Origin of the sequence: Phocaeicola abscessus CCUG 55929 (assembly GCF_000312445.1) — a bacterium.
GTDB lineage: Bacteria > Bacteroidota > Bacteroidia > Bacteroidales > Bacteroidaceae > Phocaeicola > Phocaeicola abscessus.
Map to the genome: position 1 here is coordinate 344,978 of NZ_HE997183.1, position 15,493 is coordinate 360,470.

The following is a 15,493-nucleotide window of genomic DNA, read 5'->3' on the forward strand; positions in this document are numbered from 1 at the left end:
AGAATATGATTCTAAATTGTGCAATCATCGACGACGAACCTTTAGCGCTCCACTTGTTGGAAAGTTATGTGGATAAGACTTCTTTTCTGAACCTTACGGGCAAATATAACAGCGCCGTCAAAGCAATGAACGAATTAAATCGTATTCATAAAGTCGACCTCCTCTTTCTCGATATTCAGATGCCCGAGCTGAACGGTCTGGAATTCTCTAAATTGGTTAGCTCCGAAATCCGAATCATTTTCACAACGGCATTCAGTCAATATGCATTAGACAGTTATAAGGTAAATGCTCTCGATTATTTATTGAAACCTATCAGTTATTCCGATTTTCTGAATTCGGTAAACAAAGCCGTTCAATGGTATGAAATGAAACAAAAGGCGGAAAAAGAAAAAAATATTCCTACCCTCGCGAACAACGTTTCCGTAAACCGAGTGGAGAGCCCCGAAGGGAATGACTTTATCTATGTAAGAAGTGAGTATAAACTTATTCAAATTCCTCTGAAATCGATTTTATACATCGAAGGGTTGAAAGATTACGTAAAAATTCATATCGAAAACGAAGCGCGCCCCATCCTATCCATAATTACCCTGAAAGCTTTGGAAGAGAAATTGCCGAGTTCCATGTTCATGCGTATTCACCGATCTTTTATCGTCCAAAAGAGAAAGATAAAGATCATAGATCACGGACGAATAGTCTTCGGAAAGGAGTACCTTCCCATATCGGACAGCTATAGAGACGAAGTGACATCCTATTTGAATACCCGGACCGTATAGTTTTTCCCTTTACGGGTATACTTTACGAACTATTCCTCGGTAGGCTTCATATTTGTATAGACATTCTGGACGTCATCAAACTCTTCCAAGCGTTCCACCATCTTATCTATCGTCTCCCGTTGCTCGGATGTAACATCTTTCAAATCGTTGGGAATATAGGTGAAATCGCCGCCAACATCTTCAAAGCCTTGTTCTTCCAAATGGTTCTGAATAGGAGCATAACTCTTCGGATCACCATAGATCGTCACGGTGCCTTCTTCGTCGTCTTCGTCGAATTCGTCTTCGACACCGTAATCGATCAGATCCAGAATCAATTCGTCCATGTCAACTCCATCTTTCTTCTTGAAAGTAAATATACACTTATGGTCGAAAAGAAAAGCCAAAGATCCCATATTGCCCAGATTCCCGCCGAATTTGTTGAAGACGGAACGTACGTCCGCCACTGTTCGCGTCGCATTGTCCGTAAGCGTATCCACAAAGACAGCGACCCCATGAGGGCCATAGCCTTCATAAGTCATGTTTTTGTAATCCGTCTGATCTTTTCCCAAGGCATTTTTTATGGCACGATCGATGTTATCCTTCGGCATGTTTTCACGCTTACAGGTAGCGATCACGCTACGCAACGTAGGATTATTCTCAGGTTCCGGGCCGCCTGACTTTACAGCAATAGCAATTTGCTTACCCAACCTCGTAAATGTACGAGCCATATGGCCCCATCTTTTAAGCTTTGCAGCTTTCCTATATTCAAACGCTCTTCCCATCGGATAAATATTGATTTGTTATATGATTATCATTCTATTATCTCAGTTTTGCCTCCAACCTACTTCGTAAATTCATAATAATCTTTTGCATCGTTTTGTCAATGACTTTGTCGTTCAACGTGGCCTGCTCATCCTGCAACCAGAAACTGACAGCGTAACTCTTCTTTCCCGCTTCCAAGTTCTTGCCCTCATAAACATCGAACAATTCTACTTTCTTCAGCAATTTACGTTCCGTTTGATAGGCGACTCTTTCTATCTCGACAAACGGAACATCCTTATCGATCAATAAGGCCAAATCTCGACGGACAGCATGGAATTTCGACAATTCTTTGAATTCAACCTTCACATTTTTTACTGCGTTCAGCAATTCCGTCCAATTCACGTCAGCAAAATAGACTTCGTTATTGATATCAAATGTTTTCCGAATCGTCGGATTTACTATTCCGTAAGCCGCGATCGACTTTCCTATTCTGGTCTTTACGGAAATACCCGCCGAATAAATATCATTGTCCGACGCATCGAATACCACCGTTCCGAAGTTCAGACCCAACATGGCAAAGATATTCATCACATAAGCCTTCAACTCGTACACGGAAGTATTTTCATCGGGGTGTATCCACGAGTTACTTACCCGTTTACCCGTCAACCATATTCCCAAGTGACAATCTTCGGTATAAGGCGACAAGGCTACCTCTGGATTTCTCTTTGATTCATCGATGCAATAACAACTACCGAATTCAAAGAATTTAAGATCAGCATTTTTTCTGTTGGCATTTCGGACGATGCTTTCTAAACCGCCGAACAATAACGTCTGTCGCATGACATTCAAATCATTGCTCAACGGGTTCATCAAACGAACGGAATGTTCCGGTTTGTACGTCTCCAGACCTTCGTAGTAAGCGGAAGCTGTCAAAGAATTGTTCAGGATCTCATGGAGTCCGCAACCGACGAGCCGTTCCGAAACGATATTCTGTAATCGTTGAGATCTGTCATCATCTCCCTCCACGCTCAGGCACATCTTCAACGATTCGGGAACTTCCACCTTGTTATATCCGTAGATACGCAGAATATCCTCTACCACATCACATTCCCGCTGAACATCGACGCGATAGGGAGGTACCCGGAGCTTGAATTTTCCGTCATTCTCCTCTATGATTTTTATCTCCAAGCTAGTGAGGATACGCTTCATCACATCCGATGGAAGTCGCTTGCCGATCAACGAAACTGCCTTTTCATAACTTAAATCCACTACCTGGTCCTGAATAGGTTTCGGATAATGATCGACCAAATTCATCGCAATTGTCCCGCCCGCCAATTCTTTCATGAGCAAAGCCGCTGCTTTCAACGCGTAAATATTACCATTGGGATCTACGCCTCGCTCGAAACGAAAAGAAGAATCCGTACTCAAACCATGACGACGCGCCGTTTTCCGAATCCATGTGGGATTGAAGTATGCACTCTCCAGGAATACGTTTTTCGTCTCTTCTGTAACCCCCGCCACCAGACCGCCGAATACGCCGCCAATGCACATCGGTTCTTCCATATTACAAATCATCAGGTCACGTTCGGACAGAGTTCTTTCCACGCCATCGAGCGTAGTAAACTTCGTCCCTTGAGGAACAGTCTTCACTACGATCTCTTTACCTTTAATTTTATCGGCGTCAAAACAATGCATCGGTTGCCCGTAAGCCATAAGTACATAATTGGTAATATCCACGACGTTGTTGATGGATCGAAGGCCTATCAACTGCAATTTGTGCTTCAGCCATGTCGGACTCTCCTGGACGGTTACTCCTTTGACCGTCACCCCAGCGTAGCGAGGACACGCGTCCGTATTTTCGACCCGAACTTCGATTTTCAGCTCTCGATTGTCGACGTCAAATGCCGCCACCGAAGGTTTGTGCAAAGAAGTTTTATATCCATTTTGAACCAACCATGCATAAAAATCTCTTGCCACCCCATAGTGTGAACAGGCGTCCGAACGATTGGGAGTAATATCTATTTCCATCACATACTCGCTTTCGATGCGGTAATAGTCTTTCGCCGGCATTCCGACTACAGCCTCGTCGGGCAAAACGATGATACCAGCATGACTTGTACCGATCCCTATTTCGTCCTCCGCACAGATCATTCCATTCGATTCTATACCGCGAAGTTTTGTCTTCCTTATCGTGAAACATTCCTCGTCTTTATATAATTTCGTTCCGATCGTAGCGACCACTACTTTCTGTCCAACGGCCACGTTAGGGGCGCCGCAAACAATCTGAACAGGTTCGCCCTTACCCAGATCGACGGTAGTAACATGCAGATGATCGGAATCGGGATGTGCTTCGCAGGTTAACACCTTTCCAATAAACATTCCCTCCAAACCGCCCTTCACGGTTTGAATTTCTTCCACCTTATCCACTTCGAGGCCGATGGAAGTCAGCGCATCCGCCACCTCCTTTGGCGATAAATCGAAATCAACATACTCTTTTAACCAATTATAGGAGATATTCATATATACGTTTTTATAGTTCGAATTTGATGTGCAAAGTTAACTGTTTTTTTTATTCCGACCTCACGTTTTACGCTAAAAGCACAAGTCGAACAACAGGATCAGCCGATTCGATCAAAAAGGCGGATTGTTTTCCGGCGATAGGTTACCAAACGGATCGTTGGACGCGATATGAGGCGGTAAAGGAATGTCGAGAACTCCTTCTTTTCGTTTGTTCATCTTGGAACCCACCGCCTTGAATCGATCCGGTTCCGGACCAGGCATCACCAGTTCGTCGTCGGGATTCTGAAACCTGGCGTATTCGCTTCGGAATCTCAAAAGAACATCGCCTATCGCTCCGTTTCTGTGTTTGGATACAATGATTTCGGCCATACCGTGCAAATCGTTTCCTTTATCGTCGGTAAATATTTTATAATACTCCGGACGATGGATGAAGCATACGATGTCCGCATCCTGTTCGATAGCGCCAGATTCGCGCAAGTCGCTCAACTGCGGGCGCTTCGCTTCCGAACCGCTCGTATTCCTGTCCGCCACGCGAGTTTCGACAGCTCGATTCAATTGGCTCAGTGCAATGATAGGAATGTTCAGCTCCTTCGCCAGTCCTTTCAGGGAACGGGAGATCGTACTGACTTCTTCCTGCCGGCTGCCGAACGACATTCCGCTCGCATTCATCAATTGGAGATAATCGATAAAGATAATCTTCACGCCGTGTTCCCGGACTAACCGGCGCGCCTTCGTCCGCAATTCGAAGACGGAGAGCGAAGGGGTATCGTCGACGTAAAGCGGAGCGTCGTACAAAGAGTTAATTTTATAATCCAACTGCGCCCATTCGTAGGGAGCCAACTGACCGCTCATAATTTTCTCTCCGGGAATCTCGCACACATTGACAATCAGTCGATTCACCAATTGTACATTACTCATTTCAAGCGAAAACATGGCTACAGGCGTTTTGTGGTCGATCGCCATGTTCTTCGCCATCGAGAGCACGAACGAAGTCTTGCCCATGGCGGGGCGGGCGGCGACGACGATCAAATCGGAGTTCTGCCAGCCGGAAGTGATCTTGTCCAAAGCGTGAAAGCCGCTCGAGAGTCCACTTAAGCCGTCCGTTCGGGCAGCCGCCTTCTGCAACATGGAATACGCTTCCTTGATAACAGGATTGATTTGCGTATAGTCCTTTTGCATATTTTGCTGGGAAATCTCGAACAATTTCCCTTCGGCTTCTTGCATCAGATCTTCCACGTCTTCGGTTTCGTCGAAAGCCTTCGTTTGAATACCGCTTGTAAAGGTGATCAATTGTCGAGCCAGAAACTTCTGAGCAATCACCTTTGCATGATATTCGACATGCGCCGACGAAGCGACCTTACCACTCAACTGGGTGATATAAAACGGTCCGCCCGCCTCTTCCAATTCGCCGGTCGAACGCAACTGATCGGCTACCGTCAGGATGTCTACGGGTTTCTGCTGCATGGCCAGCGACGAAATGGCTTGATAGATGAGCTGGTGCCGGTGTTCATAAAAGGATTCCGATCGCAAGATTTCGCTGATTTCTGAAAAAGCTTCGCCATCGATCATTAAGGCACCCAATACCGCTTCTTCCAATTCGGTAGCTTGTGGCTGAAGATGGCCGTATTCGTCCACTTGAGCCGCCTTCGGTGATTTTGAAGCATTGCTTGTTCTTCTCGGTCCTGGCATTTCTCTTCTTTTGCGGGACAAATATAAGCTATTTTAATGAGAATCTCTCATAAAGCGGAGGTCTTTAAAAACTTTCTGCTTATATTTGTCCTATTTAAAACGAAAAGAAACGGCGTATGATTACTTTTCCGAATGCTAAAATCAATTTGGGACTTCATGTGACGGAGAAACGTCCCGACAGTTATCACAATATCGAAACCGTCTTCTACCCCATTCCTCTGCAAGATGCACTGGAAGTCAGTCTGTCGCAACAAACCGAATCGCCTTATTCTTTTTATCAGCGCGGAGCCGCTATTGAGGAAAGTCCCGACGAAAATTCTGTAGTGAAAGCATGGCAGCTCATCAAAGAGGATTATCCCCACATTCCAGCCGTCCATATTCACTTATTCAAACACATCCCATGCGGTGCGGGCTTAGGCGGCGGTTCGTCGGATGCAGCTTTCATGATCAAGATGCTAAACGAACGCTTTTCTTTGAATATTTCTACGGAGAAGATGGAAGAATATGCAGCCCGTATAGGTGCCGACTGTGCATTCTTCATCCAGAATCAACCGGCCCTTGCTACCGGCGTCGGAAACATCTTCGAGCCTATTGCTGTCTCCCTGAAAGATTATTTCCTGGTGCTCGTCAAGCCCGAAGATACCGTTTCCACCCGAGAAGCCTATACCGCTATCACGCCTCATAAACCGGAAATTCCGTTGAAAGAAGCGATCGGCCAACCGGTGGAAGCATGGAAAGAGCTGTTGACCAACGATTTCGAACAGTTGGTGTTCCCTCGCCATCCACACATTCTCGCCATCAAGGACAAGTTGTATGATATGGGAGCCATTTACGCATCCATGTCGGGCTCCGGCTCTTCGGTATACGGACTTTTTAAAGAACAGATTCCTTTCGTGGACGAGAAATTCGTCGGCTGTTTCTGCCGGCAACGGGAACTATTGATCTGACATACTGCAGCGTCACATTGCAAAGACTCCACGAACGTTCTCCTTTGTGAAACCTCCCAAAGCTTTCACGACAAAGAAAAAGAAGCTTGAGGAACGCTCCAAAGAGATGATATCCTCGACTTTATACCTTTGGCAAAACGCTAATAGTCCCTCGACTCACGTCAAGGGACTACCTACAAACACAAAAATAAAACACGACAAAACTACTATGTTCCCTGTCGAAGTTTGAGGACTTCACTTACTTGCTATTCCTCCATTCACATGGAAAAAGAAGTTTCAGGTTGCATATTTTCTTTATATATAAGCTCCACAACCTAATTTATATCTATTGTATTCCTCTTTCGCGCAGTTTCTTCTGCCAATTCCAAGCGGAGCGGAGCGTATCTTCTACAGAAGTATCGGCTCGCCATCCCAATACAGTATTCGCCTTCGCGGGATCGGCCCACACTTTCACAATATCTCCGGGGCGACGACCAACAATTTTGTAAGGTACTTCGACGCCCGTAGCTGTTTCGAATTTACGAATCAGCTCGAGTACGGACAATCCGCACCCCGTACCGATATTGAAAACTTCGACGGGCTTCGTCTGCCTGTCTTCCAGCATACGATGCATGCCGATGACATGTGCCTTCGCCAAATCGACCACGTAAATATAATCGCGAATGCAGGAACCGTCAGGGGTCGGATAATCATCTCCGAAAACGCTCAATTCTCTCCGCAGCCCTATAGCCGTCTGCGTAAGATAGGGCAATAAATTCTGAGGTACGCCGTTGGGAAGTTCGCCGATCAAAGCTGTCGGATGAGCGCCTATCGGATTAAAATAACGAAGGAGAATCGCCTTGATCGAAGCGCCCGATGCTACAGTATCGCAAATAATTTCTTCGTTGATCTGTTTCGTATTTCCGTAGGGAGACTCCGCTTTCTTTATCGGAGCTTCCTCGGTAACCGGTAATACGTCCGGCTGTCCGTAAACGGTACATGAAGAAGAGAAGATCATCCCTTTTACCCCATACTTAGGCATCAGATCGAGCAAATTGATCAATGATACAATATTGTTTCGATAATACTTCAACGGTTTTTCTACCGATTCGCCTACTGCTTTGCTGGCCGCAAAATGAATAATTCCTTCGATACTTTCGTACTTGGTAAAGACACGATCCAGCGCATCGAAATCCAAACAATCCACTTCTTCAAAACAAGGACGAATGCCCGTTATTTTTTCAATATGATCGACTGTGTCGGCTGTAGAATTGGAAAGATTATCTACGATAACCACCTCGTAGCCGCTCTCCTGCAGTTCAACCGCCGTATGCGAACCGATATATCCGGTTCCGCCCGTTACTAATATCCTTTTCTTCATGATGTCGATAAATAGATTTATAAAGAACAATTTCTTTTTTCATGACACAAATGTAAACCAAATTTGCAACAAAAAAGAATATTTCTCCCTTTATTTATAAAAATAAATCACGAGAAACCGAATCTTTCATTCAAATCATAAGTTTCGCTTGTTCAATCCAAACCGAATAACGAAGCCAACCCTTTATCCACTCCAGAAAAGCCCATAAAGGCCATAGCCATTAAACCTGCCGTGATCAGGGCGATCGACATTCCTTGCATACCTTTCGGAATGTTGACCAACGACAACTGTTCGCGAATAGCCGCAAACAAGATCAACGCCAAGCCGTAACCGATAGCCGTCGAGACAGCGTAAACCACACCTGTCAATAAATGATGCTCCAACCCTTGCGCATTGAATGTACCGTTGGCAACAAGGATAGCCACGCCCAGAATACAACAGTTTGTTGTAATCAAAGGAAGATAAACGCCTAACGCCTGATACAGGGAAGGAGAAACCTTTTTCAATACGATCTCGACCATCTGTACCAATGACGCAATCACCAAGATGAAAGCGATGGTCTGAAGATAACCGAGACCGAATTTATCGAGCACGTACTTCTGCAACAGATAAGTGACGATGGTGGAAATGGTGAGGACGAACACTACAGCGGCCGACATGCCCGTGGCTGTCTGAACCTTCTTCGATACACCTAAAAACGGACAAATACCCAAGAATTGTGAAAACACCACGTTGTTCACAAAGATAGCCGTAAAGAATATTAATATGTATGCCATATCTTTCTTGTTTTTTGATCAGACTTATGCCTTTCTTAATTTATTAACAATCGCAATCAGATAGCCCAAGGCGATAAAAGCGCCGGGGGCCAGTACGAAGACCAGCATGCCGTAATGCTCAGGCATGATAACCACATCGAAGACCTTTCCCGTACCTAAAAACTCACGAATAGCACCCAACAAGGTCAAAGCGATGGTAAAGCCGAGTCCGATACCTAAACCGTCGAAAAAAGACGATGCCGGATCATGCTTGGAAGCGAAGGCTTCCGCACGGCCAAGCAAGACACAGTTCACCACAATCAAAGGGATGAATATACCCAGCGTTTTGTACAAACTGGGAACATAAGCCTGCATGAACATCTGAAGCAAGGTGACCAGGGTAGCAATGATCACCACGTAAGCAGGAATGCGCACCAAATCCGGGACGAAATTCTTCAAAGCGGAAATCGATATGTTCGAAAAGATCAAGACAAACATAGTAGCGACTCCCATTCCCATACCGTTCAAGGCTGAAGAGGTCGTTCCCAACGTAGGACACATCCCCAATAGGAGAACGAAGATCGGATTCTCGTTGATAAGTCCGTTCAGAAATATTTTTAAATGAGTCATAGTCTGCTCCTTTCTTCATTAATTGTTGAAACTTTGGCTGATTTGTCGGCCTGCTCGCTCGCTCCGCTATTCGTATCGACGGCTTGCCCGCTGTATGCGGCATAAGCGTTGTTGATTGCGTGGAGAAAGGCGCGCGAAGTGATAGTCGATGCTGTAATGGCATCCACGCTACCGCCGTCCTTCGTAACGCTCAGGAGTTGTTTGCCGGGATTCATCCCCGTGATGTCTCCCTTTCCCTCTTTCTTAAACCACTTATCGGCCTTTGAGCCGAGTCCGGGCGTTTCGCTCGATTCCAAAATGGAATAGTTCAGCACATTCCCCTCCTTATCGAAACCGACGAGCACTTTGAGCGTCCCTCCGAAACCGTTTGCAGCCGATTCTATGGCGGCGCCGACAAAGGCTCCGTCTTTATTCGCCTTATAGATTTTATAGGCTTCCCCGTTCACTTCCACTTCTTTCGGTTCTTCCACCGTCGAACCTTCTACTAACACTTCGTGCAAGGCATCGTTCAAGGCTTTTTTATTCGCTTCCGCAATCGGTCCGGCCGTCAACTGATTCACATAGGCGAGCAGTGCAGTGACGATAGCTGCTATCAGGCTCAACGAGAGAATCATATTCCTCAATGATGATTCAAGCTTTTTCATTTCTTTAGTACCTCCCCAAATCTTTTAGGTTTGCAATACGTATTAATCAACGGTGTAAATACATTCATAATAAGAATGGCAAACGACATACCTTCAGGGTATGCGCCGAACAACCGAATCAAGACTGTCAGGAAACCGATGCCGACTCCGTAAATCAGCATCCCCTTATGCGTCATCGGCGACGTAACGTAATCGGTCGCCATAAAAATGGCGCCCAACATCAAACCACCGGTAAACAAATGATACCAAGGAGCGGCAAAGGCGGAAGGGTCATACAGATTCATCAAGCCAGAGAACACAAATACCGTAACGAAAATAGCTACCGGAATATGCCAACTAATGATCTTTCTCCACAACAAATATGCAAAACCTAACAGCAAGGCTACGCCGCAGATCTCGCCCAAAGAACCTACGCCCGACTGATAATTCTCCGGCAGGCCGATCAACAAACCGAGACTGCCCGGCAACTCTTTCAAGACGGAAGGGTCGTGAGCCTTGATAGCCTGCTTCATGAGTGCCAATGGAGTGGCTCCTGTCTCTGCATTCAAATAGGCAACCCACTGACCGGGTCGCGGCCAGGAAGTCATCTGCACGGGAAAAGAAATCAATAAGAACACACGCCCTACCAAAGCGGGATTCAAAGGATTACACCCTAAACCGCCAAAAGTCATCTTCCCGATTCCAATAGCGGCGAGAGCACCTATGACAATAATCCAGACAGGCAGATTAGACGGTAGGTTGAACGCCAACAATACGCCTGTTAGAATGGCCGAACCGTCAGTGACGGTCGTACGTTCTCTTTTCAAGATATACTTCGTTATAGCCCATTCGAAAAACACACAGGCTACCACCGACGTTAAGGTAACGACCAACGCTCCTATGCCGAAGATGAGAAGCGAAGCCCAAAAAGCGGGGATCAACGCTATAAGCACGCCGTACATGTTTTTCTGTACACTGTCGTTATTATGCACATGAGGCGACAACGATAAGGTTAGTTTATTAGCCATAACTCAATTACATTTTAGTATTACGCGCACGAATAATCCCTCCTACTGTGTCCTTCCCCATACGAATATAATCCAGCAAGTAGCGATGAGATGGACATGTAAATTGACATGAACCGCATTCTATGCATGACATTACACATTCTTTTTCCACACGCTCCCAATTCTTATAGGCCGATAAAGTGGCCAACAAATAGGGTTCGAGCCCCATCGGACAGACAGAAACACATTTCGCGCAGCGAATACAGGGCTCTTCCTGAGCGCGTCTCGATTCTTTTTCTCTTATCAATAAGATGCCGGAACTTCCTTTTGTAACGGGCACCTCGTCGGTTACGACAGCCTTGCCCATCATCGGTCCTCCGCTAATTATTTTTCCCGTATCCTCAGGCACGCCACCGGCAGCTTCGATCAACTGACTCATCGGCGTACCGATACGGGTGAGGAAGTTCGAAGGATCGGCCAAAGACTTGCCCGTCACCGTCACAACGCGTTCGAACAAAGGCTTGTTCTTCTGGACCGCTTCGTACACAGCGAAAGTAGTGCCTACGTTCTGTATAATAGCTCCGACGGAAACGGGCAATGCAGGAGGAGCAGGTACCTGTCGACGGATCACTGCATCGATCAATTGCTTCTCACCCCCTTGAGGATATTTCACTTTCAGCGGAACGACTTCTATACCCGAATATTCCTCGGCTTTCTCGGTTAACAAACCAATGGCGTCCGGCTTGTTGCTCTCGATAGCAATATATCCTTTCGCCACTTTCGCCGCCTTCATCAGGATAGTCGTTCCAACTAAAATTTCGTCGGCTTTCTCCAACATCAACCGATGATCGGCGGTCAGATAAGGTTCGCATTCGACCCCGTTGATAATGACATAATCCGGTTTCGAGTCCGGAGGAGGCATGAGCTTTACATGGGTAGGGAAAGTCGCCCCCCCCATACCGACGACACCGGCTGCCTTCACCTTATCGATAATCTCTTCCGGGGTCAGATCGCACGTTTTAACGAGCGTAATAGTTTTGTCAATAGATTCTTCCCATTCATCCCCTTCCACATCGATAAAAACGGCCGGCTTGGGGTAACCGCTTGCATCGGGAACCGTATCGATTTTCCTGACCTTCCCCGAAACCGAAGAGAATATATTCGCGGATACGAAGCCGTTCGCTTCAGCAATTCTTGTCCCTACCTTGACGATGTCACCTTTGTCAACAATCGCCTTTGCAGGGGCACCGATATGCTGCGACAAAGGAATAATCGCTTGCTTGGGAAGTGTAAGTTCGACAATAGCTTTACCTGCCGACAATTTATTTGCTGCTGGATGAACTCCACCAATTTTAAATGTCTTCACTTTAACTATTTTTAGTTGTTTTATATTCGGATTAATTAACCTCGGGATTTGTCATTTCCCGTTGGGTTACAATAGATTGAGCATCTTCCGCCTTTGAGACGACGACAGCCGCCATAATCTGGGCCGGTCGGACAACGGTTTGGGTTTCTGGAACAGCCGTAGGCTTCGGTTTGCGAGGTGGCATGTTAATGGCATGAATGGTATGTTTTGGACAAACATCTTCGCATTTGCGGCATAACTTGCACTTCTCCGCATCGATGTACGATAAGTTATTTTCAATAGTGATAGCGCCGAACTCGCATACCTTAAAACATTTACCGCAGGCGATACAACCTACCGCACAAGCTTTGTTTACGACAGGTCCTTTATCTTTGTTGACGCATTCGACAATCATTCTGCGTCCTCTGATACCCTTCAGACGCATTTCGATGATATGACGCGGACAGGCTTTGGCACAGGCTCCGCAGGCCACACACTTGTCCTCGACCACCTCGGGCAAGCCGGTTTCGGGATTCATATGGATGGCGTCGAACTTACAGGCATCCACGCAATCACCACAACCGAGACAACCATACGTACAGCCCGTTTCGCCGCCGGATGTCGCATGAGCAATGGCACACGAACGAACCCCGTCGTATCGGGCAATACGCGGCCGATTCTCACAGCTACCGTTACAACGGACCACCGCAATTCGCGGTTCGGCAGTTTTTGCCTGCATGCCCAGAATGGAAGCAACCTGTTCCATGACAGGAGTTCCGCCGACCGTACAAAACAAGCCGTCAAGCGATCCGGAGGCCGCCGCTTTTACACAACCATTAGCAAAACCGGCACAACCCGGATAACCGCAACCACCACAATTGGCCTGAGGAAGTACTGCCGCCACCCGACTGATTCTTGGATCTTCATACACAGCGAATTTCTTCGAAGCGACATATAGAATCATCGCAGAAATCAAGCCAATTGCCCCTAATGAAATTGCTGCAATCAGAATTACATTCATAAGTTAGTTAGTTATTTATTAATTGTTCATTCGTCCTATAGAAAAAGTAAACTCTCTGCTCAATTTATTTTTGCAAAGCGACAGAGCGATATAATAAGGTATCAATGCCAATAGTGCAATAAGAGCAGATAATCCTTCGTTCTGATCGGTGAAATACATGGCTAAAAACAATACGAGCATCAGGATGACGAACGGCAAACCGAAGCCCAGAAAAACAGCTTTCAGTCCCATCTCAGTCGTCCCGTAAAGAATCACTTGCTCTCCCAGGTAATATTCATTTGCATGCTTTTCATAAACATCGACAAACTTCTCCTTACTATCCGATGCATTACACAGCGTATGCGCCTTGCACGCACTGCAAGCCGAAGCCTGCACGATCTTCACCCGAATGCAAAGGCCGTTTATATGGTCAATTATACCCGTATGTGTTATCACATCTCCCATTTTGCAAACTCTACTTTACAAACTTGAGCAAAAATAATACATTAATTGTAATTATTGAAAAGATATGAAGAATATTTCTTTGCTTCAAACATTTTGGGATCTGTTTGGGAGATCTGTCGGTATAATAAACCCTCCGGCGAGTTAAAAGATCCCGTCGTTTACATGGGGTATCCTATCCAGCGACGTCCGAAATACATCCGTTGAGATAAAAATAGAACCGATGAGGTTAAATGAAGGCATGTCAAAATAAAAGCCTGACAGAACAGATCACCTCCAAAACGGCTCGCCTGAGTCGGAAGAATAGTTTTTGACGACTGCTATCCGTTCAGAAAGGAGGGGGAATCGAAAGAGTTACGAACAGCGGCTTCCTGCAAAGAAAAAAAATCATTCCCCGACCGCCGGACGCTCTGTAACAACTTCCCTACAAAGGGTGGCAGCTTTAAAAAGCAATTAGACTTCCGTCTTGAATCAGGCGAGCAGTTCCTTGAAGGAAGGGATTGTGCCAAAACGAATGTTTTAGCGCAATCTCTCCAAACGCCGACAGCGGGATAAACACCCCGTCGGAGGTATCCTGGACGTCACCATCGAGGTCGTGCAACCTCATCGTTGAGGTTCCAGACGTCAACGGAAAGATGTTCTCCGATGCTTCCATTATTTTTCCGATGATCCTAAAATAATGGCTATCACAAATGAATCTATATCAGTATTGGAAAATATCTTGCATCGTATCGCCTATTGAATTATCTTCGCATGATATATCAGTAAAAATGAAAAAAGACTATCGGATAGAAATATGCGCCAATTCCGTAGAAAGCGCTGTCCTCGCGCAAACAGGAGGCGCTTGCCGGGTAGAGCTCTGCGCGGGTATTCCTGAAGGTGGCACCACACCATCGTTTGGCGAAATACTTACGGCGCGTTCCGTATTGAGACAAACAAAACTGCACGTCATCATCCGACCGAGAGGCGGAGACTTCCTCTATTCGAACACAGAATTGGAAATCATGCTCCACGATATCGAACAAGCAAAGGAACTGGGCGTCGACGGAGTAGTCTTCGGCTGTCTGACCGCCGATGGAGATATCGACATGAAAGCGATGGAGCGGCTCATGAAAAAGTCGGACGGACTGAGCATGACTTTCCATCGGGCCTTCGACGTATGCCGCAATTACCGGAAAGCGTTGAACGACATCATTTCTTTAGGATGTCAACGAATACTGACGTCTGGACAACAGCCGAACGCAGTCGAGGGCATTCCTTTATTAAAAAAATTGGTGGAGTTGGCCGGCGAACGCATCATCATCATGCCAGGATGCGGCATAAATCCGCTGAACATCCGTAAGATCGCGGAGAAAACCGGAGCGAACGAGTTTCATTTTTCGGGCAGAAGCACGCGGGAGAGCAGGATGCGTTTCCGAAATCCGAATGTCTCCATGGGAGGAACCGTGAGAATCGACGAATATCGACAGGATGTGACCGATCCGTACCTCGTCGAAGCCGCACTACAGGCACTTCTTACTCGAACCCCGTAGGTATAGTGCCTGTGCCGCTTCTCGCAAGAACGGTTCCGACTGTTCGGAAACTGCGAAAGCTCCCGCAAGGAAGTAACTGTTGTTCGAACCTTACAGAAGCTTTCACGGA

General features: G+C 46.3%; 14 protein-coding genes. 3 read left to right on the forward strand and 11 right to left on the reverse strand.

Annotated elements, in window-relative coordinates:
• Nucleotides 1-5: 5 nt before the first annotated feature.
• Nucleotides 6-773 (forward strand): LytR/AlgR family response regulator transcription factor, encoded by a 768-nt coding sequence (locus BN102_RS05480; RefSeq protein ID WP_021311426.1) that lies wholly within the window; start codon nucleotides 6-8, stop codon nucleotides 771-773.
• A 29-nt stretch (nucleotides 774-802) separates the two neighbouring features.
• On the opposite strand, the gene BN102_RS05485 is transcribed toward BN102_RS05480, so the two are convergent.
• The 3 genes from BN102_RS05485 to dnaB all read right to left on the reverse strand — a co-directional run bounded on the left by BN102_RS05485 (nucleotide 803) and on the right by dnaB (nucleotide 5,723).
• Entirely contained in the window at nucleotides 803-1,534 is a 732-nt protein-coding gene (locus BN102_RS05485; RefSeq protein ID WP_019208100.1) for a YebC/PmpR family DNA-binding transcriptional regulator, read from the reverse strand.
• A gap of 37 nt (nucleotides 1,535-1,571) precedes the next feature.
• On the reverse strand, nucleotides 1,572-4,034 hold the full coding sequence (gene pheT, locus BN102_RS05490) for a phenylalanine--tRNA ligase subunit beta (protein WP_019208101.1): 2,463 nt from the start codon (nucleotides 4,032-4,034) through the stop codon (nucleotides 1,572-1,574).
• Between the two features lie 111 nt (nucleotides 4,035-4,145).
• The gene (dnaB, locus tag BN102_RS05495; protein WP_019208102.1) at nucleotides 4,146-5,723 is read right to left on the reverse strand and encodes a replicative DNA helicase; all 1,578 of its coding nucleotides are present in this window, start codon (nucleotides 5,721-5,723) and stop codon (nucleotides 4,146-4,148) included.
• A 116-nt stretch (nucleotides 5,724-5,839) separates the two neighbouring features.
• On the opposite strand from dnaB, the gene ispE reads away from it, so the two are divergent.
• Nucleotides 5,840-6,670, forward strand: a complete 831-nt coding sequence (gene ispE, locus BN102_RS05500) for a 4-(cytidine 5'-diphospho)-2-C-methyl-D-erythritol kinase (protein WP_019208103.1) — start codon at nucleotides 5,840-5,842, stop codon at nucleotides 6,668-6,670.
• A gap of 325 nt (nucleotides 6,671-6,995) precedes the next feature.
• On the opposite strand, the gene galE is transcribed toward ispE, so the two are convergent.
• The 8 genes from galE to BN102_RS05540 form a co-directional block, all read right to left on the reverse strand.
• The gene (gene galE, locus BN102_RS05505) at nucleotides 6,996-8,030 is read right to left on the reverse strand and encodes a UDP-glucose 4-epimerase GalE (protein ID WP_019208104.1); all 1,035 of its coding nucleotides are present in this window, start codon (nucleotides 8,028-8,030) and stop codon (nucleotides 6,996-6,998) included.
• A 152-nt stretch (nucleotides 8,031-8,182) separates the two neighbouring features.
• Complete coding sequence (locus BN102_RS05510) at nucleotides 8,183-8,806, reverse strand: electron transport complex protein RnfA (protein ID WP_021311474.1); 624 nt, start codon at nucleotides 8,804-8,806, stop codon at nucleotides 8,183-8,185.
• A 24-nt stretch (nucleotides 8,807-8,830) separates the two neighbouring features.
• Entirely contained in the window at nucleotides 8,831-9,415 is a 585-nt protein-coding gene (rsxE, locus tag BN102_RS05515) for an electron transport complex subunit RsxE (RefSeq protein ID WP_019208106.1), read from the reverse strand.
• On the reverse strand, nucleotides 9,412-10,059 hold the full coding sequence (locus BN102_RS05520) for an RnfABCDGE type electron transport complex subunit G (protein ID WP_019208107.1): 648 nt from the start codon (nucleotides 10,057-10,059) through the stop codon (nucleotides 9,412-9,414). Before BN102_RS05520 ends, rsxE begins: the two co-directional genes overlap by 4 nt.
• On the reverse strand, nucleotides 10,056-11,066 hold the full coding sequence (locus BN102_RS05525; RefSeq protein ID WP_019208108.1) for an RnfABCDGE type electron transport complex subunit D: 1,011 nt from the start codon (nucleotides 11,064-11,066) through the stop codon (nucleotides 10,056-10,058). The genes BN102_RS05520 and BN102_RS05525 overlap by 4 nt, the downstream gene beginning before the upstream one ends.
• 7 nt (nucleotides 11,067-11,073) lie before the next feature.
• The gene (rsxC, locus tag BN102_RS05530; RefSeq protein ID WP_036787351.1) at nucleotides 11,074-12,411 is read right to left on the reverse strand and encodes an electron transport complex subunit RsxC; all 1,338 of its coding nucleotides are present in this window, start codon (nucleotides 12,409-12,411) and stop codon (nucleotides 11,074-11,076) included.
• A gap of 31 nt (nucleotides 12,412-12,442) precedes the next feature.
• Nucleotides 12,443-13,411: a Fe-S cluster domain-containing protein gene (locus tag BN102_RS05535; RefSeq protein ID WP_051007713.1), complete on the reverse strand. Its 969-nt coding sequence runs from the start codon at nucleotides 13,409-13,411 to the stop codon at nucleotides 12,443-12,445.
• An 18-nt stretch (nucleotides 13,412-13,429) separates the two neighbouring features.
• A complete protein-coding gene (locus BN102_RS05540) occupies nucleotides 13,430-13,855 on the reverse strand; it encodes a SoxR reducing system RseC family protein (RefSeq protein ID WP_019208111.1) in 426 nt (141 codons plus the stop codon).
• A gap of 767 nt (nucleotides 13,856-14,622) precedes the next feature.
• Between BN102_RS05540 and BN102_RS05550 the strand changes: the two genes are divergently transcribed.
• Complete coding sequence (locus BN102_RS05550; protein WP_019208113.1) at nucleotides 14,623-15,384, forward strand: copper homeostasis protein CutC; 762 nt, start codon at nucleotides 14,623-14,625, stop codon at nucleotides 15,382-15,384.
• Nucleotides 15,385-15,493 lie beyond the last annotated feature (109 nt).